The organism is Streptomyces sp. NPDC096310 (genome assembly GCF_044763125.1).
Lineage (GTDB): Bacteria > Actinomycetota > Actinomycetes > Streptomycetales > Streptomycetaceae > Streptomyces.
Genome location: NZ_JBIWFO010000007.1, coordinates 243,062 through 263,592 on the forward strand (window position 1 = coordinate 243,062; position 20,531 = coordinate 263,592).

Genomic DNA, 20,531 nt, shown 5'->3' on the forward strand with positions numbered 1-20,531 from the left:
GCCCGTTCACCCGCCGACCGGGGCGAAGATCAGACCCGGGGACGACGGATCGGGCACGGAATCGTCCCTGGGCAGTACGGCCCCGGAGCTCTCTCAGGGCCCGTCAGGGGTTGGGGGTGCGCGGACCGCCGGGGTGCTCGGAGCCCTCCGGGCCCTCAGGGGTTCCGGCGGGTGAATCGGCGGCGGCCGCACGCTTGAGCGCCGCGTCCCGCCCCCGTACGTACCAGATCCCGATGAGTCCGAGCCCGGTGCCGGCCAGGCAGGTCCAGATCCACCAGGCGTGTCCGTGGTCGCTGTACCAGCCGTAGAACGGGAGCTGGACGAGGAAGAGGGCGAACCAGATGATCGTGCCGCCCGTGACGGTGCCGACGACCGGCCCCTCCAGAGGCTCGGGCGCGGCGCGCTGGGGCGTAGGACCGGTCATGGGATCAGTGTAAGTGGGAGTGGGCGGGGCGACGGAGGGCAGGCGGCTCAAGGGTCTACGCGCGGAGATAGCGATCTTTCTGTGATCTGTTCATACTGAAACGGTTTGCGGGTGGCTGGTTTTGTTCGTTTGAACATCCAATGGAAACCCTATGAACACATCAGTCTGATCAAGTTTCGCCGCAGTCCCCGCCCCGCCCCGTCCTCTCCCTCGTCTGACGTCTGAGGTCTCGCATGCCTTCCTCGGCCACCGCTCCGGTCGGTTCCGACGCCCAGCCGCCGACCCCCGGGCAGTCGTCCGGCGGACTCGACGGCTTCTTCAAGATCTCGGAGCGCGGCTCCACGATCGGCCGTGAGGTACGGGGCGGCCTCGCCACCTTCTTCGCGATGGCCTACATCATCGTGCTGAACCCGATCATTCTCGGCAGCGCGAAGGACATGTACGGGCACCAGCTCGACAACGGCCAGCTCGTCACCGCGACCGTGCTGACCGCCGCCTTCTCCACGCTCCTGATGGGCGTCATCGGCAATGTGCCGATCGCCCTCGCGGCCGGCCTCGGCGTCAACACCGTCGTCGCCCTGCAACTCGCGCCCCGGATGAGCTGGCCGGACGCGATGGGCATGGTCGTCCTCGCGGGCCTGCTGGTGATGCTGCTGGTCGCCACCGGCCTGCGCGAGCGCGTGATGAGCGCCGTACCGCTCGGGCTGCGCAAGGGCATCGCGATCGGTATCGGCCTCTTCATCATGCTGATCGGGCTGGTCGACTCCGGGTTCGTCTCCCGTATCCCTGACGTCGCCCGGACCACCGTGCCCCTCCAGCTCGGCGGGAACGGTCATCTGCACGGCTGGCCGGTCCTCGTCTTCGCCCTCGGTGTGCTGCTCACCCTCGCGCTGATCATCCGCAAGGTGCCCGGGGCGATCCTGATCTCCATCGTCGCCATGACCGTCCTCGCGGTGATCATCAACGCGGTCACCACGGTGCCGAGCTGGGGCCTGACGGTGCCGAAGTGGCCCGGCAACCCGGTCGCGAGCCCGGACTTCGGCCTGATAGGCCAGGTCAGCCTCTTCGGCGGCTTCGAGAAGGTGGGCGTCCTCACCGGCGTGCTGTTCGTCTTCACCGTGCTGCTGTCGTCCTTCTTCGACGCGATGGGCACGATCCTCGGCGTCGGCGACGAGGCCAAGCTGATGGACAAGAACGGCAACCTCCCCGGGATGAACAAGGTCCTCTTCGTCGACGGCATCGCGGTCGCCGCGGGCGGCGCGGGCTCCGCCTCGGCCAACACCTGTTACGTGGAGTCCACGGCGGGCGTCGGCGAGGGGGCCAGGACCGGGCTGGCGTCGGTGGTGACGGGCCTGCTCTTCACGGTGGCGCTGTTCCTCACCCCGGTGGCGACGATGGTCCCGTCCCAGGCGGCGACGCCCGCGCTGATCGCGGTGGGCTTCCTGATCCTGGCCGGTTCCGTACGGGACATCGACTGGAGCGACTTCACCATCGCCGTGCCGGCCTTCCTGGCCATGGTGATGATGCCGTTCACGTACTCGATCACCAACGGCATCGGGATCGGCTTCATCACCTTCAGCGTGCTGCGCCTGGCGACCGGGCGGGGCCGCGAGGTGCCGACGGCGCTGTACGTCGTCTCGGCGGTCTTCGTCTTCTACTACGCGATGCCGGCGCTGGGCCTGACCTGATCCGATCCCGTCGGGTGCGCTGGCCGCGCCTGTCACTGCACGCCGTAGAACCGCTCCGTCTCGTCGACGGCCGCCTTGAAGCGTTCGTCGAAGTCGTCACGGATGAGCGTCCGGGTCACATAGTCCTGGACGCTCATTCCGCGTATGGCGGCATGGTGGCGGACCCGGTCGAGCAGCTCACCGTCGATCCGCAGGCTGAGCACTGTCGATCCCATACGCACCAGGGTCGGGGGCGCACGACGCCCGGCGGGTCGCTTTCTGCCTCGATCTCACTCGTACGAGTGATCTGTCCTGCTGCTGATCCGCATCGATCCGGCCCGCTGGACCGGCCTGCGATCCGGCTCGGAGTCATGCTGCGCCCCGGTGGTATTTAGCTTGGGTAATGAGTTAAGCTAAATACATGCCTGACCTGCCCCACGGTGACGAGCATGAGAACGACGCCGCCGTGAACGCTCTCCGCTCCGCCGTCATGCGGCTGGGCCGGCGACTGAAGCACCAGCGTGTGGACGAGTCGCTGTCCCCGACCGAGATGTCGGTCCTGGGTACGCTCGCGCGCTGTGGCTCCGCCACGCCGGGCGAACTGGCCCGCAAGGAGCATGTGCAGCCGCCGTCGATGACCCGCATCGTCGCGTTGCTGGAGGCGAAAGGTCTTGTCAGGCTTGAGCCACATCCCGACGACCGTCGGCAGAAGGTGGTCAGCCAGACCGAGCGGGCCGAGGCGATGCTCGAAGAGAGCCGCCGAAAACGCAACGTCTGGTTGGCGACCCTTGCCGCGGGCCTGGACGAGGACGAGTGGGCGAAGCTGCGCGCTGCCGCTCCCGTGCTGGAGAAGCTCGCCCATTTGTAGACCGCGCGCTGTAAGGAGGCGAACCCCCATTGAGTACGGGATCCGGAGCAGACTCCGCCCCCGCACCACAATCCACCCACGACAGCACCACCCGCGTCAGCACCACGCCTGACGCCGCCCTACCCGTCTCCACCCTCCCCGAGGCGGACGACCCGGACGCCATAGGCTCCACGGACGGCACCGGCCCCCTCGGCCGCACCGAACCGCTCCCTCCTCCCGCCGACCCGACGGGCCCCGGCACCGGCCCCGTTCCCGGCCCCGGTCACCCGACCGGCCGTACGGACCCGACCGGCCGTACCGACTCGACCGGGCCCGCCGACCCGACCGGCCGCACCGACACCGGCACGGGCGCGACCGGCTGTGACGACTCCGCCGGGAGCGAGCCGGCCACCGGCGGAACCTTCTCCTCGCTGAAGATCCGCAACTACCGCCTGTTCGCGACGGGCGCCGTCGTCTCCAACATCGGTACATGGATGTCCCGCGTCACCCAGGACTGGCTGGTCCTGAGCCTCACCGGCTCCTCCGCCGCCGTCGGTATCACGACGGCCCTCCAGTTCCTGCCGATGCTGCTCTTCGGCCTTTACGGCGGCGTCATCGCCGACCGCTACCCCAAGCGCCAGCTCCTGCTCTTCACCCAGGCCGCGCTGGGCCTGTGCGGTGTCTCCCTCGCCGTGCTGACGCTCTCCGGACATGTCCAGGTCTGGCATGTCTATCTGCTCGCGTTCCTGCTCGGCATGGTGACGGTCGTCGACAACCCGACCCGTCAGTCCTTCGTCTCCGAGATGGTCGGCCCGGACCAACTGCGCAACGCGGTCAGCCTCAACTCGGCCAACTTCCAGTCCGCCCGGCTGGTCGGCCCCGCGGTCGCCGGTGTGCTGATCACCACCGTGGGCAGTGGCTGGGCGTTCATGCTGAACGGCCTCTCCTTCCTGGCCCCGCTCATCGGACTGCTGCTGATGCGCCCGCACGAGCTGCACCGGTCCGTCCGCGTACCGCGTGCGAAGGGACAGCTCAGAGAAGGGCTCCGCTACGTACGCGGCCGTCCCGACCTGATCTGGCCGATCGTCCTCATCGGCTTCATCGGTACCTTCGGCTTCAACTTCCCGATCTGGCTGACGGCCTTCGCACACGAGGTCTTCGAGGGCGGAGCCGGGCTCTACGCCTTCTTCAACATCCTGATGGCCGCCGGCTCCCTCGCCGGTGCCCTGCTCGCCGCCCGCCGCCGCTCCAGCCGCGTCCGGCTGCTGATCCTGGCGGCGATGGCCTTCGGCCTGCTGGAGATCGTGGTCTCCTTCTCGCCGTCCGTCTGGATGTTCTCGCTGCTGCTCCTGCCGATCGGCATGATCGGGCTGACGACCAACATCAGCGCCAACACGAGCGTCCAGATGGCCGCGGACCCGGAGATGAGGGGCCGCGTGCTGAGCCTCTACATGATGGTCTTCGTCGGCGGCACCCCCATAGGCGGCCCGCTCCTCGGCTGGGTCACCGACACGTACGGCGCCCGCGTCGGCTTCGCCACGGGCGGCGTGGTCTCCCTGCTCGCGGCGGCGGCGATCGGCCTGATCCTCACACGGGTGGTGGGGGTACGGCTCAAGGTCGACCTGCGCGGCGGACGGCCGCACATGGAGTTCGTACCGAAGAAGCAGCGCGAACAGCTCGCGACGGCCGCGTGAGCGTGCGCCGTGAGTCGTGAACCGTGAGCGACGACGGTGGTTCCGGTCGGCGGGTGCCTGCCGGAACCACCGTGCACGTCAGTCGCGGGGGAACTTGTCGGTCTTGAGGATCAAGCCCAGCGTGGTGGTGCTGAGGTCGATTTCGCTCCCGAACGTGACGGTCAGCTCAGTGGCGTAGTCGTCGCCCTTCGGGTCGGTGTAGACGCGGCACCTGCCGGTGTAAGGGTCGGCGACCAGGTAAACGGGGACACCGGCCGTGGCATACGTGGCCTTCTTGGCGCCGTAGTCGTTGGCGGCTGTGCCCTTGGAGATCACTTCAGCGATGAACTCGACGTCTTCGGGGTCCCACCGTCCGTCAGCGTCCTGCGTAGCGTCATCGGCCAATTTCGCCACATCGGGGCAGAACCCGTTGAGGCGTCCGGGGAAGTCGATTCGCACGTCGGACATCACCACGACGTCCATGCCGAATTTGTCCTCCAAGGCCCGCACGATACGGCGGATGATCTCCCAATGGGCCCGGCGCTGCGGCGACATGAAGATGTTCCCCTCGACAATCTCGACCTTCACTCCCTCGGGGACGGGCATCTTCTCGAGCGCGCCGAACAGCATGTCCAACGTCAGCTCGGAGCTCTCCTCGGCCATGTCGATCCTGTCGGTGTCGATCTCGGTCTCTACGACCCTGTCGGTCTCTACGACGGTCATCCTGGCGCTCCTCCCCGCTCCCGCGTGGATACGGCAGCCGCCAGTACAACGATACGCACGGTAATCGGGTCAGGCCCTGTCTGTCATATGACAGCTTATGGCTGGAACACTCACCCTCATGAGCATGAGACTGTTCGCCGCCGTCCTGCCGCCCGCCGCTGCCGCCGTCGAACTGGCCGATGCCGTACGGCGGCTGCGCGATCTGCCCGGGGCCGACCGGCTGCGGTGGACCGGGCAGGAGGGGCGGCACTTCACGCTCGCCTTCATGGGGGAGGTGGACGAGGCGCTGCTGCCCGAGCTGACCGGACGGCTGGAGCGGGCGGCGTACCGGAACGAGCCGTTCCGGCTCCGGGTCCACGGTGGCGGGCACTTCGGCGGCCGTACGCTGTGGGCCGGCGCCGCCGGGGGCATCGACGAGCTGCGGCTCCTCGCGGAGCGCGCCGGCGCCGCCGCGCGCCGGGCCGGGGTGCCGATGGACGAGCGGCACCACCCCTACCGCGCGCACCTCACGCTGGCCCGGGGCGCCGCCGGCGACGGTGTCGATCTGCTGCCGTACGTCGAGGCCCTGGCGGGGTTCGAGGGCCGGGCGTGGGACGTGTCCGAGCTGGTTCTCGTACGGAGCCGGCTGCCCGTCTCGGGGGTGGCGGGGGAGCGGCCGCGGTACGAGGCGATCGCGCGCTGTCCGCTCGGCCGGGGCCGTCGGGAGCACCCGGGCGGCGGTTCTGTCGGACCCGGCGGTTAGGCTCGGCCCGTGGACCCGAAAACCCGAAACCGCATCATGGCCGCCGTGCTCGTCCTGATGTTCGCGATCATCGCCGTGGCGGCCGCGGTCGGCTGAGCCCTGTTCGGCACAGGACCCGGCCGACCGCCACCGCCGTACGCACGGCTTCAGCGGCCTGAGCCGGTCACCACCGGCCTGCGCCGGGAGCTACCAGTCCTGCCGCCGGGAACTACCAGGCGAAGGCCTCCGGCGACGGCCCCGGGCCCGGGAAGATCTCGTCCAGCGCCGACAGGACCTCCTCGGAGAGCGTGAGGTCGACGGCGCGTACGGCCGATTCGAGCTGTTCGAGCGTGCGCGGGCCGACGATCGGGCCCGTCACGCCCGGACGGGTGAGCAGCCAGGCCAGCGCCGCCTCGCCCGGGTCGATGCCGTGCTTGTCGAGCAGGTCCTCGTACGACTGGATCCGCGCACGGGTCGCGGTGTCGGCGAGGGCGTCGGCCGCCCGGCCCGCGGCGCGCCGCCCGCCCTGCACCTCCTTCTTGATCACTCCGCCCAGCAGACCGCCGCCGAGCGGCGACCACGGGATGACCCCGAGCCCGTACTCCTGCGCGGCCGGGATGACCTCCATCTCGGCGCGGCGCTCGACCAGGTTGTAGAGGCACTGCTCGCTGACCAGGCCGTACGAGCCGAGGCGGCGGGCGGTCTCGTTGGTCTGGGCGATCTTCCAGCCGGGGAAGTTGGACGAGCCCGCGTAGAGGATCTTGCCCTGCTGGATCAGGGTGTCGATGGCCTGCCAGATCTCCTCGACCGGGGTGGAACGGTCGATGTGGTGGAACTGGTACAGGTCGATGTGGTCGGTCTGGAGCCGCTTGAGGCTGGCGTCGACCGCGCGGCGGATGTTGAGCGCGGAGAGCTTGTCGTGGTTGGGCCAGACATCGCCGTCGCCCGCCATGTTCCCGTAGACCTTGGTGGCGAGGACGACCTTGTCGCGGCGGTCGCCGCCCTTGGCGAACCAGGTGCCGAGGATCTCCTCGGTGCGGCCCTTGTTCTCGCCCCAGCCGTAGACATTGGCGGTGTCGAAGAAATTGATGCCCGCGTCGAGCGCGGCGTCCATGATGGTGTGACTGTCGGCCTCGTTGGTGAGCGGTCCGAAGTTCATCGTCCCGAGGACGAGTCGGCTGACCTTGAGTCCGGTGCGTCCGAGCTGCGTGTACTCCATGACCCACAGCCAACGCGTTCGAGCGCACTCGAAGCAACCCCCGAATCTTGGCGTGATGCGTTCGGTTGACGCGGTGGGGTGGTGTGGAACGGCTCGGGCGGCGGTGCGGCTCAGTCCGCGAACGCGTCGATCGCCGCCCGCACCGCGCGCTGTCCCTCGGCGCTCCCCTGGTGGCCCGCGTCGTCGATCACGATCAGCCGGGCGTCCGGCCACGCCCGGGCCAGTTCCCAGGCGGTGCCGAGGGGACCGGCCAGGTCGTGCCGCCCGTGGACGAGGACCCCGGGGATGCCGGCCAGCCGGTGCGCGTCGCGCAGCAGGGCGCCCTCTTCCAGCCATGCTCCGTGCGCGAAGTAGTGCGCGCAGATCCGGACGAACGCCTGCTGGTCCAGCGGTGGCCGGTTGGCGTACGGGGTGGCGGCGCCGCCCGGCTCCTGGGAGAGCACGGCGTCCTCCCAGGCGCACCAGTCGACGGTGGCCCGCTCCCGTACGGCGAGGTCGGGGCTCTCCATCAGACGGGCGTAGGCGGCGACGAGGGAGGGAGCGGCCGCCGTACGGTGGTCCATCCCCACGGGGACGGCGGCTGGTTCCCCGCCCGCCGGTCCCCCTGCTCCCGGCTGCCCGGCGCCGTCGCGGAAGCGGTCCCACTGCTCGGGGAAGAGCCGCCCGGCGCCCCCGTACAGCCAGGCGATCTCCGAGCGCCGGGCGGCCGTGACGCCGGAGATGACGATCCCGGAGACGCGCTCGGGGTGCCGCTCCGCGTACGCGAGGATCAGCGTGGAGCCCCATGAACCGCCGAACAGCAGCCAGCGCTCGATCCCGAGGTGGCCGCGCAGCCGCTCCATGTCGGCGAGGAGATGATCCGTGGTGTTGTGCCGCAGGTCGGCGGCGGGATCGCTCGCGTGCGGGGTGCTGCGCCCGCAGTTGCGCTGGTCGAAGAGGACGACGCGGTGGCGCTCGGGGTCGAAGTACCGGCGGGTGTACGGGTGACTCCCCGACCCGGGGCCGCCGTGGACGACGAGCGCGGGCTTGCCCCGCGGGTCACCGCTGACCTCCCAGTACAGGTGGTTGCCGTCGCCGACGTCGAGCAGCCCGTGGTCGTAGGGCTCGATGGGCGGGTGGACGGGCGAGGCGGCGGGGACCCTGGTCATGCCGCACCACGTTACGCGGGGTGGCAGGCTGGGGGAATGCGTTTTCCTTCGCGCGGTCGTGGCCGCCGTTCCGGAGCCGTCGTCGCCCTGCCGGCCCTGCTCGTGTCCCTGTCCGTGTGGGGGCCGGCCACGGCTTTCGCCGCCGACGACGGGAAGCCCGACCAGAGCTTCACGATCAGGGACGAGCGGATCACCGAGTCCAGTGGACTGGCCGCCAGCCGCCTTCACCCGGGCGTCTACTGGACGCACAACGACAGCGGTTACGGGCCGCAGATCTACGCCGTGGACTCCCGTAACGGCGAGACCGTCGCGACGATCACCATGCGGGGCGTCGGCAAGCCCCGGGACGTCGAGGCCATTTCCATCGGGTCGGACGGGAACGTCTACGTCGGTGACATCGGCGACAACCTCAACGGCACCTGGGACCACGTCTGGATCTACCGCTTTCCCGAGCCGAAGCAGCTCAAGGACGCGACGGTGCGGGCCACGCAGTTCGACGTCCAGTACGCCGACGGGGCGCGCAACGCCGAGGCGATGATGGTCCACCCCAAGACCGGCCGCGTCTACATCGCGTCGAAGAACGAGGACGGTGGCGGGCTGTACGAGGGCCCGGCGGAGCTGTCCCCGTCCGGTACGAACACCTTCCGGCGGATCGGCGAGGTGCCGTGGGTGACGGACGGGGCGTTCTCGCCGGACGGCGAGGAGTTGACGCTCCGCTCGTACTTCAGCGCCCGCGCCTACGCCTGGAAGAACGGCCGGCTCGGCGCGGACCACCGGGTGCGGGCGCCCATCCAGCGACAGGCGGAGTCGGTGACGTACACGACGGACGGCAGCGCGCTGATGTTCGGCTCGGAGGGCGCTCAGAGCGATGTCGTACGGGTGGATCTGAACAAGGGGTCGGGCGGCAACGCATCGTCCGGAGGCGGAAGTTCCTCGTCCGGCGACAGCGGTACGGGGGACGCCGCCTCCGGGAGCGAGAAGACGGGGAACGCCACGTTCGGGGCCATCGTGCTCGCCGCGGGGGCCGTTCTGTACCTCGGCTACAAGCGGCTGCGGCGCAAGGGCTGAGACGCAAGGACTGGGACCGGGACCGAGGAGCGGGCCCCGGCGCACAGAGCGCCAGGGCCCGCGAGGGTTACGGGAACCGCCGTAGCGGCAGGGGCAGCGGCGGTGTCAGAGGCGCTCGATGACGTAGTCGACGCATGTTGTCAGGGCCTCGACGTCCGCCGGGTCGATCGCCGGGAACATCGCCACGCGGAGCTGGTTGCGGCCGAGCTTGCGGTACGGCTCCGTGTCGACGATGCCGTTGGCGCGCAGCGCCTTCGCCACCGCGCTCGCGTCGATCTCGTCGTCGAAGTCGATCGTGCCGATGACCTGCGAGCGCTTCGCCGCGTCGACCACGAACGGGGTCGCGTACTTGGACGCCTCGGCCCAGCCGTACAGATTCTGGGAGGAGGCGGCCGTACGGCTCACCGCCCAGTCCAGACCGCCCTGCGAGTTGAGCCAGGTGAGCTGCTCGTCGAGCAGGAAGAGCGTGGCCAGCGCCGGGGTGTTGTACGTCTGGTTCTTCAGCGAGTTGTCGATCGCCGTCGGCAGCGAGAAGAACTCCGGGACGTGCCGGCCCGAGCCGTGGATACGGGCGGCGCGCTCCAGGGCGGCCGGTGAGAAGACGGCGATCCACAGGCCGCCGTCGGCGGCGAAGGACTTCTGCGGGGCGAAGTAGTAGACGTCCGTCTCGGTGATGTCCACCGGCAGACCGCCCGCGCCGGACGTCGCGTCGACCAGGACCAGCGATCCCTCGTCGGCGCCCGCGACCCGCTTGACGGGGGCCGCGACGCCCGTGGAGGTCTCGTTGTGGGTGAAGGCGTAGACATCCGTGCCCGCCTCGGCCACCGGGTCCGGGTGCGAGCCGGGGTCGGCGGAGATGACGGTCGGGTCGGCCAGCCACGGCGCGAGCTTGGCCGCCTTGGCGAACTTGGAGGAGAACTCACCGAAGGAGAGGTGCTGCGACTTGGCGTCGATCAGTCCGTGCGTCGCGATGTCCCAGAAGGCGGTGGAGCCGCCGTTGCCCAGGATCACCTCGTACCCCTCGGGCAGCGAGAAGAGGCTGCTCACCCCGGAGCGTACGGAGCCGACCAGGTTCTTCACCGGGGCCTGCCGGTGGGACGTGCCGAGGAGAGAGGTACCGGTGGCGGCGAGCGCGTCCACCGCCTCCGTCCGCACCTTGGAGGGGCCTGCGCCGAAACGGCCGTCGGCGGGCTTGATGTCAGCGGGAATCTGGATATCGGCCACGGGCCGGAGCCTAGCCGTTCACGAATCGGGACGGAAACGTGTCCGTCGGATGAGACACCCCTGCTCGCACTTCCGTTCGCCTGCCCGTGCCCGCCGTGGTCGGGCTCCTGGTCGCGCTCCTCGCTCATACCGCCGTCAGGTTCACCGGGAGGTCGAACAGATCGTTCTGGGTGACCACGGGCTTGTTGCGGAGGTCCGTCGCCGGTACGGCCAGGCCCAGGCCGGGGAAGCGGGCGTACAGCGCGGGCAGGGCCACGGCCGCCTCCAGACGGGAGAGGGCCGCGCCCGGGCAGACGTGCGGGCCGTGGCCGAAGGAGATGTGGCGGTTGGGGGTGCGTGTCGCGTCGAAGGCGCCGGCCGTCGGGCCGTACTGCTGTTCGTCCCGGCCGATCGCCCCGTAGGACACGATCAGCGCCTCACCCTCGGGGAGGACGGTGTCACCGACGGCGATGTCCTCGGTCGCGAACCGGAAGAGGACGTGCGAGGTGGGGGACGACCAGCGCAGGGTCTCCTCGATCACGTTCTCCCACGGGATCGTGCCCGCCAGTACGAGCGCGCGCTGTTCGGGGTGGGTCTCCAGGGCCACCACGGCGTTGACGATCAGGGTGATCGTCGTCTCGTGGCCGGCCGCGACCATCACCATCAGGGTGTTCAGGATCTCGTCCGCCGTCAGCCGGTCGCCGTCCTCCGACGCGGCGATCAGCGCGCTGGTCAGATCGTCGCCGGGCGCGGTGCGCTTGGCGTCGACCACCCGCGTGAACAGCTTCTGGAGGTCCGCCATCATCGTCGGGACCTCGTCCGGCGGGGTCTGCGTGGAGAAGAACTTCTCGTACAGCTCCTTCAGCCGGGGATGGTCCGCCGGGTCGACGCCCATCAACTCGCTGACGACGCTCATGGGCAGGCGGTACGCGAACTCCGCCTTCAGGTCGACCGGCCCCCGCGACCGCCGGGCGAGGCGGTCCAGCAGGCCGGACGTCAGCTCCTCGATCCGGGCGCGCAGCCGCTCCACCCTCCGTACGGTCAGCGCCTGCGCGACCAGCGCCCGCAGCCGGCGGTGGTCGGGGCCGTCCACGGTCAGCAGGGAGCGGCCCGGGTTGGCGAGCCCGATCAGCGCCCAGTCCGGCGGGATCTCGCCGCGCTGCCAGGCGCCCCAGACATCGATGTCCTTGACCAGCCGGGCATCGGTGAGGAGCCGGCGCGCCTCGGCGTGGTGCGTCACCGCGTAACAGGCCACGCCGCCGGGCAGCACGACGCGCGCCAGCGGGCCGGCCGCCCGGAGCGCGGCGCTCTCGGCGTTCAGGTCGGCGACGAGCGGATCGAGGACGACCGGGGCGGGACCGGTCCGGTGTGCGTGGGGACAGTTCATGCCGTGCCTCCGTGAGCGGTCCGTCAGCGACAAGGGTCGGGGGGTCAGTCCGCCGGGCCGTACGCCGGGGTGGGGCTGAACAGCACCGGCAGCTCCGCCAGCCCCCGCTGCCAGGGCGACTGACGCCAGGTCAGTGCGTCGGCGGGGACGGCGAGGTCGATGTCGGGGAGCCGGTCGAGCAGGACCTCGATGCCCGCGCGGGCCACGATCTCGGCGATCTCCTGGGCCGGGAAGGGGCAGCGGTGCTCGCCGTGGCCGAAGGAGAAATAGGCGTTGTTGCCGCCGGTGAGCGTGGAGCTGTCCGTACGGACCTGGGGGTCGTAGTTGGCGCCCGCGATGCCCAGGAGCAGCATGTCGCCCGCCTTGATGAGGCGGGTGCCGAGGCTGGTGTCGCGGGTGGCCCAGCGGCCCGCGACGTTCTGGGTCGGGGCGTCCTCCCACAGGACCTCGTTCATGGCCTCGGCGACGCTGTGCCGGCCGCCGGAGAGGGAGGCGGCGAACCGGTCGTCGGTGAGCATCAGCCGCAGCGAGTTGCCGATCCAGTCGGCGGTGGGCTGGTGGCCCGCCACCATCATCACCATCAGGTCCTCGGTGATCTCGGTGTCGGTGAAGCCGCGGTCGTTGCGGAGCATCCGGGAGACGACGTCCTGGCCGCCCGCGACATGCTTCTCCCGCAGCAGCGTGGCCACCGACTCCGCGAGGAAGCGCTGGCCCGAAAGGGCCTCCTCGCTGCCGTCGGTCAGAGCGTTGAGCGCCTTGACGATGGCGGGGCCCTGCTCGTCGGGGAAGCCGTAGATCCTGGCGAGGACCCGGACCGGAAGGAGCTCGGCGTACTGGGAGATGATCTCCGTACGGCCCTCCGTGCAGAAGGCGTCGATCAGCTCGTCGGCGAACTCCTCGGCGTACCGCTTGAGGACGAACGGGTCGACCGCCTCCAGTGACTCGCTGATCATCCCGGCGCGTCGGCGGTGCTGTTCACCGACGGTGTAGAGGACGGACTGCTGGTCGCGGCCGATCATGGGCGCCATGGGCCAGTCGGCGGGGACGCGGTCCCACTGGTTCCAGAGGGCGGAGTCCCGGCTGAAGAGCACCGGGTCGCCGGTGACCTGGTGCAGCTCGCGGTAGCCGAGGACCAGCCAGGCCGGCAGGCCGCCGTCGAGGAGTACGGGGGCGACGGGGCCGTGGTCGCGCCGCAGTTCCCGGTAGAGGCCGGTGGGGTCGTTCCGGTGGCGGGGGCTGCCGAGGGGGACGGCGCCGTCCCCGAACCGGCCGCACCCGGTCCCGCCGCCGGAGCCCTGGTCCGTCGTGGTCACGGCGTGCCCTCCGGGGACGGGCCGGACGGGTCGGTCGGGTCGGACGAATCGGTCGGGGCGGTCGCGTCCGCCGCCGCTGCCGCGTCCTTCTCGGCCAGGGCGGACAGGGTGTGCAGATGCTCCACGAGCGTGATCAGCACGTACTTGCTGGACGAACGGTCCCGCGCGTCGCACTCCACCATCGGCACGTCCTGCGTGATGTCCAGCGCCTCGCGGATCTGCTCCTCCGTGTGGAGGGGCCCGCCGAAGTCGTTGCACGCCACGATGAACGGTGTGCCGTGGTGCTCCAGCCGGTCGATCGCGTACCAGGAGTCCGCGAGCCTGCGGGTGTCGACGAGGACGACCGCGCCGAGCGTTCCGGAGAACAACTGGTCCCAGAGGTACCAGAAACGTTCCTGCCCGGGTGCGCCGAACAGATAGAGCACCGACCGCTTGTCCAGGGATATCCGGCCGAAGTCGAACGCGACCGTGGTCGAGGTCTTCCGGCTCAGCCCGTCGAGGTCGGCGAGCTCGTCGATCCCCTCGCCCGCGCGGGTCATCGTCTCCTCGGTGTTGAGGGGACGGATCTCACTGACGGAACGGACCATGGTGGTCTTCCCGACGCCGAAACCACCGACGACGACGATCTTCAGACCGTTGTCGGCGGTACTGGCGAGGGACGGACCGGCCGGCGACGGGCCGGTGGGCCGTTCAAAGGTTGCGGAGTCCAACGAGCACCTGCTCCAGGATGTGGGGATCGGGCAGCCGGCCGGCCGAGCGATCCGTACGGGGATGACGAGCGCTGATCCGGCCCGTGTCGAGCAGATCGGCGAGCATGATCCGGACGATGCTGCCCGGCAGCCGGAGCTGGGCGGCGATCTCCACGACGGCCGTCGGGGTCCGGCACATGCGCAGGATCGTGACGTGCTCCGACTGCATGCCCGGGGTCGGATCGGACTCCGCGACCACCAGCGTCACCAGGTCGAACGTGTCGGAGTCCGACCGGCTGCGCCCTCCGGTGAGGGTGTACAGCCGGTCGGGGGAGTCGTCCCGGCCGGGGCGCCCCGGGCGCCCGGAGTGGCCGCCGGGACCGGGGCCGCTCATACGGAGCCCGTGGCGCCCGTGCCCGTGGTACTCGGTGTCGGGGGCGCGGACGGCGAGCGCGGGGGCGCGCTGAGGTACGCACCGAGCTGCTCGACGAGTTCGCTCATGTTGTGCCCGACCAGGCCGACATCGGAGTCCTCGGCGGCGACGACGGCCAGATGGGCGCCCTCCCCGGCCTCCACGATCAGCAGGAGGCCGCCGTAGAACTCGGCCATGGCGGACCGTACGCCGCCCTGCCCGTTGCCGAACTCGACGGACGCGCCGTGCGACAGGCTCTGGATGCCGGCCGCGATGGCGGCGAGCTGGTCGGCCTGGTCGACGGAGAGTTCGGGCGTACGGCACAGCTTGAGGCCGTCCCGGGACAGGACCAGCGCATGGCGGGCGCCGGGGGTGCGCTGGAGCAGGCTGTCCAGCAGCCAGTTGAGCTTCTCGTCGGTGGTGGTGCCGTTCATCGGGAATCGCCTTCCGGGTCCGGGTGCGTGGTCGTGGCCGGGCGTTGCGGGTTGTCCCGTACGGCCTTGCGGAAGCTGCTGAACCGGGCCGCCTGGACGGCCGGGCTCGTGGCGGGTGCGGGGGGTGGGGTGGTGCGGGCGGCGGACGAGCTCTCGCCGGTACGGCGCATCGAGGCGGCGAGCGTACGGCCCCGGCGCCGCTTGGGCAGCCCGCTCTCGCCCAGCTCGGGCGGGGGTTCCGAGGCCGGTTGCGCGGCGGCGGCGCGGGCCGGCCGGGGGGAGTCGCCGGGGGCCGGGGCGTCGGCCGGGGTACGTACGGGCCGGGCGGCGGGCCGGGGCGCGTCCGCGGCGGGGACCGCTGTCGCGTCCGTGTCCGCACCCGCACCCGCGCCCGTGTCCATGTCCGTGGCTGTGCTCGCGGCCGTGCTCGCGGTCGCGTCCGCCGCCGTGCCCGCGGTGACGTCCGCGCCCGTACCTGCCGCCGTACGTGCGGTCGCTGTCGCCTTCTCAGCCTTCTTACGGGGCGGTGCGGTCGGGGCCGCCACATCCGGGGCCGGTCCCGGCGCTCCCGGGCGCAACTGCGTGATCAGGTCCTGCGGCAGCATCATCAGCGCGCCCGTGCCGCCCCGCGCCGACGGCCGGAACGACACCGTCAGCCCGTGCTTGCGCGCCAGCCGGCCGACCACCGCGAGCCCGAGCCGGGTGCCCGAGAGCCCGCTGAGGTCCGAGGGCACCGCCGTGACGGCCTGTTCGGCGCGGCGCAACTGGACGTCGCTCATCACCAGCCCGCTGTCCTCGACGGTGATGACGATCCCGGCCGGCACCTCCTCCACGTACACATGGACCTCGGCGGTCGGCGGCGAGAAGTTGGCCGCGTTGTCGAGGAGTTCCGCGAGCGCGTGCATGACGCCCTCGGCGGCGTGGCCCGCGATCGCGACCTGGCTCGTCGAGTGCAGCCGTACCCGCTGGTAGCCGCTGATCCGGCCCATCGCGCCGCGCAGGATGGACTCCATCACGATCGGCTTCGCCCAACGCCGCCCGGAGCGCGCGCCGGTCAGCACGGCGAGGGAGTCGGCGAGCCGGCCCGCCTGCGCGGTGCGGTGGTCGAGATGGAGCAGGTCGCCGAGGACGTCCTCGGCGGTGTGACGGTGCTCCATCTCGCGCAGGTCCGCGAGCATGCTCGTCGCGAGCGCCTGCATCCGCCCGGCCGCGTTGGCGCAGGCGGAGATGGCGGCGGCGCGGTGGGACTCGCTGCGGGAGGCGGCGTCGGCGCCGCGCCGCGCGTCGGCGGCGGCGTGCCGTACGTCCGCCGCGGCCCGCTCGGCGTCGCTGTTGAGCTGCTCGATACGCGCGGCGAGCACGGCGTTCCGCTCGCGCAGCTGCTCACGGGCGGCCGTGAGGTGCGCGACGGCGGTGACGGCGGCGACAAGCGCCGCGGCGCCGCCCCAGGCGAGCGGCGTCCGTACGGAGGCGGGGGCATCGGAGACGGCCCACAGGCACAGGAGGCCGCTGACGGCAGCCGATATCAGCAGGGCCGGTGCGGTGAACCGGAGTGAACGGCGCAAATTCGGCTACCTCGTAGACGGAGAGGCGGGGGAGGAGCGGGTGAAAGGCGGGACGTGGGGGGACGGGGGCGGTGTGCGGCGGCCGGGCGTACCCCTCAAGGGAACCATCCGGGGAACCCGGGGGACCCCGAGGGACCGCTCGGAGGACTACGTAACGTGCTCAAACGGTGGCCACTATATGAGAATTGACGATCAGATTGGGAGGTTCCTGGCGGCTTTTTCTCCCGGTCAGGTGTGGTGGAGATCGAAAGCTGCGATCCGCACGCACTCCGGGGGCATCCTGGAGACATGGCCGATCAGGTTGAGCAGCGGGAATCGAAAGCAGCGACGCTCTATACGTCCACCGCCCTCGCACAGGAGCTGAAATCAGCCATGCGGGGCGAGGTGGACTTCGGGGCCGCCACACGGGCGCTCATGACCATGGACGCGTCCAACTACCGCAGGGTTCCGGTGGGAGTGGTCGCGCCGCGCGACACGGCGGACGTGGCGGCCGCCCTCGCGGTGTGCGCGGAGCACGGCGTACCGGTGGTCCCGCGCGGCACGGGCACCTCCATCGCCGGGCAGGCCACGGGCGTCGGGGTGGTCCTCGACCTCACCCGCCATCTGCGCTCCGTCGTGTCGGTGGACGAGCGGGCCCGTACGGCGGTCGTCCAGCCCGGCGTCGTCCTGGACGACCTGCGCGCCGCCGCCCGCCCGTACGGTCTGACCTTCGGCCCCGACCCGTCCACGCACAGCCGGTGCACGCTCGGCGGGATGATCGGCAACAACGCGTGCGGCTCGCACTCGGTGGCCTGGGGCACCACCGCCGACAACATCCGCGAACTCTCCGTCCTGACATACGGCGGCGAGGCGCTGCGCCTGGGCCGCGGCTGGGGCCCTGGCGAGGTCTCCGGCCCGGACTCCCCGCCCGCCGGCGCGCCCGCCGGGCTGCGCGCGCTGGTGGACCGGAATCTGGCGCTCCTGCGCACCGGCTTCCCGCCCGCGATGCCCCGCCGGATCTCCGGCTACGCGCTCGACGCGCTCCTCCCCGAGAACGGCACCGACCTGGCCCGCGCCTTCTGCGGCAGCGAGGGCACCCTCGGCGTCGTCACCGAAGCGACGGTGCGGCTCGTCGAAGCGCCCGCCGCCCGCGCGCTCGCCGTACTCGGTTACGCCGACGAGAGCGCCGCCGCCGAGGCCGCCGCCGGGCTGCTCCCGTACGGTCCGCTCACCGTCGAGGGCATGGCCGAGGACCTGGTGCGCGGCGCCCACGACCTGCCGCGCGGCGGGGCCTGGCTCTTCGTGGAGACCGGCGGCGCGACCTCCGCCGAGGCGCGCGCCCGCGCCGAGGAGATCGTGCGCGCGGCCGACGCACTCGACGGCGCGGTCGTGACCGACCCGGCGGGGCAACGGGCGCTGTGGCGCGTACGGGAGGACGCGGCCGGCACGGCGACCCGCATGCCGGACGGCAGTGAGGCATGGCCCGGCTGGGAGGACTGCGCGGTCCCGCCCGCCCGACTCGGCACATATCTCCGGGAGTTCAGGTCGTTGCTGACCGAACACGGGCTGCGGGGCACGCCGTACGGACACTTCGGCGACGGCTGCATCCATGTCCGTATCGACTTCGACCTGTTGAGCGAGGACGGCGTACGCCGCTTCCGCCGCTTCTCGCAGGAGACGGCTGAACTCGTCGTCGCGCACGGCGGATCGCTCTCGGGCGAACACGGCGACGGGCTGGCCCGCGCGGAGCTGCTGCCGAAGATGTACGGGGAGGAACTGGTCGGCCTCTTCGGCGAGTTCAAGGACGTCTGGGACCCGAAGGGCGGTCTGAACCCGGGCGTACTGGCCCGCCCCGCCCGCCTCGACGACAACCTGCGCTTCTCGGTGCTGCCGCGCGAGCCCGTCGACGTCGCGTTCGGCTACCCGCACGACGGACCGGCGGGCGGCGACTTCTCCGCGGCAGTACGGCGTTGCGTGGGCGTCGCCAAGTGCCGTGTGGCCGGCCCGAGTTCGGGTACGGGCGTCATGTGCCCCTCCTTCCGTGCGACGGGCGACGAACAGCACTCGACACGCGGGCGCGCCCGGCTGCTCCACGAGATGCTGGCGGGCGAGGTGGTCACGGACGGCTGGCGCTCCACGGAGGTGCACGACGCCCTCGACCTGTGCCTGTCCTGCAAGGGCTGCCGCAGCGACTGCCCGGTGGGCGTCGACATGGCCACGTACAAGGCGGAGTTCCTGCACCACCACTACGCGGGCCGGCGGCGCCCGGCGGCCCACTACGCCATGGGGTGGCTGCCCCGTTGGCTCCGTCTGGCGGCGCCCTTCGCACGCGTACTGAACGCGGCGGCGCGGGTACGGCCCTTGGCGGCGCTCGCGAAACGGCTCGGCGGGATCGCCCCCGAGCGCCCGATCCCGGCACTGGCACCGGAGACGTTCGGACGGTGGCTGCGCCGCAGGCGGCGGGACGCGGCGCAGGACGCGGCGCGGGACGCGGCGCGGGGCGGGCCGAGGGTGGTGCTGTGGCCGGACACCTTCACGGAGCACCTGTCGCCGTCGGTCGGACAGGCGGCGGTCCGGGTGATGGAGGCGGCGGGCCTCGACCTCGTGACACCGGGTGACGGACCGGGCGACGGGAGCGGCGGGCGTGACAGGGGCGGCAATGGTGGCAGGGGCGGCAAGGTCTGCTGCGGGCTCACATATGTCTCCACGGGCCAGCTCGACCGCGCCCGCACGGTCATGCGCCGCACCCTCGACGTGATGGAACCGCTGCTCGACGCGGGGCTCCCGGTCGTCGTCCTCGAACCGAGCTGCGCCGCCGCGCTCACCACTGACCTCCCGGAACTCCTCACCGACGACCCCCGCGCGCCCCGCCTCGCCGCGTCCGTCCGCACCTTCGCCCAGGCACTGGAGGAGTGCGCCCCGCAGTGGAGGCCCCCGCGCCTGGACCGCCCGGTCGCCGGCCAGACCCACTGCCACCAGCACGCGGTCCTGGGCGACGCGGCGGAACGCCGCCTCCGTGAACGGGTCGGCCTGACGGGCGAGCTGAGCGGCGGATGCTGCGGCCTGGCGGGCAACTTCGGCTTCGAACGAGGCCATTACGACGTCTCGGCGGCCTGCGCCGAGGACCAACTGCTCCCTGCCGTACGGGCGGTGACCGGCGGTACGGAGATCCTGGCGGACGGCTACTCCTGCCGCACACAACTGGCCCAACTGAACGGCACCCGGGCCCGCCACCTGGCGGAGGTCTTGGCGGAAGCGCTGGAGGGTGCGCCGGAGGAGTCGGGCTGAGTGATGGCGGGGACGGGCCCACTGGGGAACACGCCTGTGCCTTTGGTGGGTTGCCGGGGTGGCGGGCCGGTTGGCCCTGCGGGGCGCGCAACAGTGGTGTGGGGTGGTGACGGGCTTCGTCAAGCGGCTGCCGACCGGATGCGGGCTGAGATTCATGCCCCGCTGGTCACTGTCGGGTGGTGGGTGCGGGTTCGGGCGGGGCCTGTCGGGGCGGGCCGGGGGTGTTTCATGGCGGGCGGCCCGCCCCCTCCAGCTCTGATGATCGCGGCTCCAGGGTGCGCGTCAAGGGCGCTCCTTCGTCGCGTCGGCTTCGCCGATGTCGCTGCGCTCCACCCTTGACCCGCACCCTTGCGCCGCTGGGAGAGCTTTTTCGGGAGGGGGCGGGGGGGAAGGGTCCACTGGGAAACACCGGTGCACTTGCGGTGGGTTGCAGGCTTGCGGGCCGGTTCGCCCTGCGGGGCACGCGGTCGTGGAGTGGGGCGGTGACGGCTTTCGTCAAGCGTCCGCCGACCGGCCATGCGCTGGGCTTCATGCCCCGCTGGTCATTCGCCGTGGGTGGGGCCCGGGGGTGAGTGATGGGGCCTGACCTGGCCGGGCCCGACTCGGCGGAGCAGGGTGCGGTGCGGTGTCCGGGGGCCGAGGCCACCCCCTCCCCAGAGCACGCCCTGCGCCCTATCCACCCCTTTTGTGGGCATTCGATTGCCTGCTGTTCCCTTGCTCTGGACCGAAAGCTCCCCTATCCGGGACTCTCGGTCCACGCACCCCCCTCCG

General features: G+C 71.4%; 18 protein-coding genes. 6 read left to right on the top strand and 12 right to left on the bottom strand.

What is annotated here, in order from left to right:
• Positions 1 to 103 precede the first annotated feature (103 nt).
• A complete protein-coding gene (locus ACIQ7D_RS17325; RefSeq protein WP_403938301.1) occupies positions 104 to 424 on the bottom strand; it encodes a DUF2530 domain-containing protein in 321 nt (106 codons plus the stop codon).
• Positions 425 to 657: 233 nt separating this feature from the next.
• Here ACIQ7D_RS17325 and ACIQ7D_RS17330 point away from each other — a divergent pair, with 233 nt between their 5' ends.
• Positions 658 to 2,112 (top strand): NCS2 family permease, encoded by a 1,455-nt coding sequence (locus ACIQ7D_RS17330; protein WP_403938303.1) that lies wholly within the window; start codon positions 658 to 660, stop codon positions 2,110 to 2,112.
• 32 nt (positions 2,113 to 2,144) lie between these two features.
• Here ACIQ7D_RS17330 and ACIQ7D_RS17335 read toward each other — a convergent pair whose 3' ends face one another.
• Positions 2,145 to 2,327 carry a ribbon-helix-helix protein, CopG family gene (locus ACIQ7D_RS17335; RefSeq protein ID WP_403938304.1) on the bottom strand — a complete coding sequence of 61 codons (183 nt, stop codon included), beginning with the start codon at positions 2,325 to 2,327 and terminating at the stop codon, positions 2,145 to 2,147.
• A 185-nt stretch (positions 2,328 to 2,512) separates the two neighbouring features.
• On the opposite strand from ACIQ7D_RS17335, the gene ACIQ7D_RS17340 reads away from it, so the two are divergent.
• Both ACIQ7D_RS17340 and ACIQ7D_RS17345 read left to right on the top strand, forming a co-directional pair.
• Positions 2,513 to 2,959: a MarR family winged helix-turn-helix transcriptional regulator gene (locus ACIQ7D_RS17340; RefSeq protein WP_403938306.1), complete on the top strand. Its 447-nt coding sequence runs from the start codon at positions 2,513 to 2,515 to the stop codon at positions 2,957 to 2,959.
• A gap of 410 nt (positions 2,960 to 3,369) precedes the next feature.
• A complete protein-coding gene (locus ACIQ7D_RS17345) occupies positions 3,370 to 4,632 on the top strand; it encodes an MFS transporter (RefSeq protein ID WP_403938350.1) in 1,263 nt (420 codons plus the stop codon).
• A 78-nt stretch (positions 4,633 to 4,710) separates the two neighbouring features.
• Here the strand turns inward: ACIQ7D_RS17345 and ACIQ7D_RS17350 are convergent, their stop codons facing one another.
• Complete coding sequence (locus ACIQ7D_RS17350; RefSeq protein ID WP_403938308.1) at positions 4,711 to 5,334, bottom strand: Uma2 family endonuclease; 624 nt, start codon at positions 5,332 to 5,334, stop codon at positions 4,711 to 4,713.
• A 124-nt stretch (positions 5,335 to 5,458) separates the two neighbouring features.
• On the opposite strand from ACIQ7D_RS17350, the gene thpR reads away from it, so the two are divergent.
• A complete protein-coding gene (gene thpR, locus ACIQ7D_RS17355) occupies positions 5,459 to 6,076 on the top strand; it encodes an RNA 2',3'-cyclic phosphodiesterase (protein WP_403938351.1) in 618 nt (205 codons plus the stop codon).
• 208 nt (positions 6,077 to 6,284) lie between these two features.
• On the opposite strand, the gene ACIQ7D_RS17360 is transcribed toward thpR, so the two are convergent.
• Positions 6,285 to 7,274: an aldo/keto reductase gene (locus ACIQ7D_RS17360; protein ID WP_403938310.1), complete on the bottom strand. Its 990-nt coding sequence runs from the start codon at positions 7,272 to 7,274 to the stop codon at positions 6,285 to 6,287.
• Positions 7,275 to 7,384: 110 nt separating this feature from the next.
• Positions 7,385 to 8,422, bottom strand: coding sequence for an alpha/beta fold hydrolase (locus ACIQ7D_RS17365; protein WP_403938312.1), 1,038 nt, complete (start codon positions 8,420 to 8,422; stop codon positions 7,385 to 7,387).
• 36 nt (positions 8,423 to 8,458) lie between these two features.
• On the opposite strand from ACIQ7D_RS17365, the gene ACIQ7D_RS17370 reads away from it, so the two are divergent.
• Positions 8,459 to 9,490, top strand: a complete 1,032-nt coding sequence (locus tag ACIQ7D_RS17370; RefSeq protein ID WP_403938314.1) for a WD40 repeat domain-containing protein — start codon at positions 8,459 to 8,461, stop codon at positions 9,488 to 9,490.
• A 105-nt stretch (positions 9,491 to 9,595) separates the two neighbouring features.
• Here the strand turns inward: ACIQ7D_RS17370 and serC are convergent, their stop codons facing one another.
• The 7 genes from serC to ACIQ7D_RS17405 all read right to left on the bottom strand — a co-directional run bounded on the left by serC (position 9,596) and on the right by ACIQ7D_RS17405 (position 16,493).
• Positions 9,596 to 10,714, bottom strand: a complete 1,119-nt coding sequence (gene serC / locus ACIQ7D_RS17375) for a phosphoserine transaminase (protein ID WP_403938316.1) — start codon at positions 10,712 to 10,714, stop codon at positions 9,596 to 9,598.
• A 124-nt stretch (positions 10,715 to 10,838) separates the two neighbouring features.
• Positions 10,839 to 12,080, bottom strand: coding sequence for a cytochrome P450 (locus ACIQ7D_RS17380; protein WP_403938318.1), 1,242 nt, complete (start codon positions 12,078 to 12,080; stop codon positions 10,839 to 10,841).
• Between the two features lie 44 nt (positions 12,081 to 12,124).
• Positions 12,125 to 13,393: a cytochrome P450 gene (locus ACIQ7D_RS17385; RefSeq protein ID WP_403938320.1), complete on the bottom strand. Its 1,269-nt coding sequence runs from the start codon at positions 13,391 to 13,393 to the stop codon at positions 12,125 to 12,127.
• Positions 13,390 to 14,103, bottom strand: a complete 714-nt coding sequence (locus ACIQ7D_RS17390) for a GTP-binding protein (RefSeq protein WP_403938322.1) — start codon at positions 14,101 to 14,103, stop codon at positions 13,390 to 13,392. The genes ACIQ7D_RS17385 and ACIQ7D_RS17390 overlap by 4 nt, the downstream gene beginning before the upstream one ends.
• A complete protein-coding gene (locus ACIQ7D_RS17395) occupies positions 14,084 to 14,476 on the bottom strand; it encodes a DUF742 domain-containing protein (RefSeq protein ID WP_403938324.1) in 393 nt (130 codons plus the stop codon). The genes ACIQ7D_RS17390 and ACIQ7D_RS17395 overlap by 20 nt, the downstream gene beginning before the upstream one ends.
• On the bottom strand, positions 14,473 to 14,928 hold the full coding sequence (locus ACIQ7D_RS17400; protein WP_403938326.1) for a roadblock/LC7 domain-containing protein: 456 nt from the start codon (positions 14,926 to 14,928) through the stop codon (positions 14,473 to 14,475). Before ACIQ7D_RS17400 ends, ACIQ7D_RS17395 begins: the two co-directional genes overlap by 4 nt.
• Positions 14,925 to 16,493, bottom strand: a complete 1,569-nt coding sequence (locus tag ACIQ7D_RS17405; RefSeq protein WP_403938328.1) for a sensor histidine kinase — start codon at positions 16,491 to 16,493, stop codon at positions 14,925 to 14,927. Before ACIQ7D_RS17405 ends, ACIQ7D_RS17400 begins: the two co-directional genes overlap by 4 nt.
• A 288-nt stretch (positions 16,494 to 16,781) precedes the next feature.
• Between ACIQ7D_RS17405 and ACIQ7D_RS17410 the strand changes: the two genes are divergently transcribed.
• Positions 16,782 to 19,760: an FAD-binding and (Fe-S)-binding domain-containing protein gene (locus ACIQ7D_RS17410; protein ID WP_403938330.1), complete on the top strand. Its 2,979-nt coding sequence runs from the start codon at positions 16,782 to 16,784 to the stop codon at positions 19,758 to 19,760.
• Positions 19,761 to 20,531: the final 771 nt, after the last annotated feature.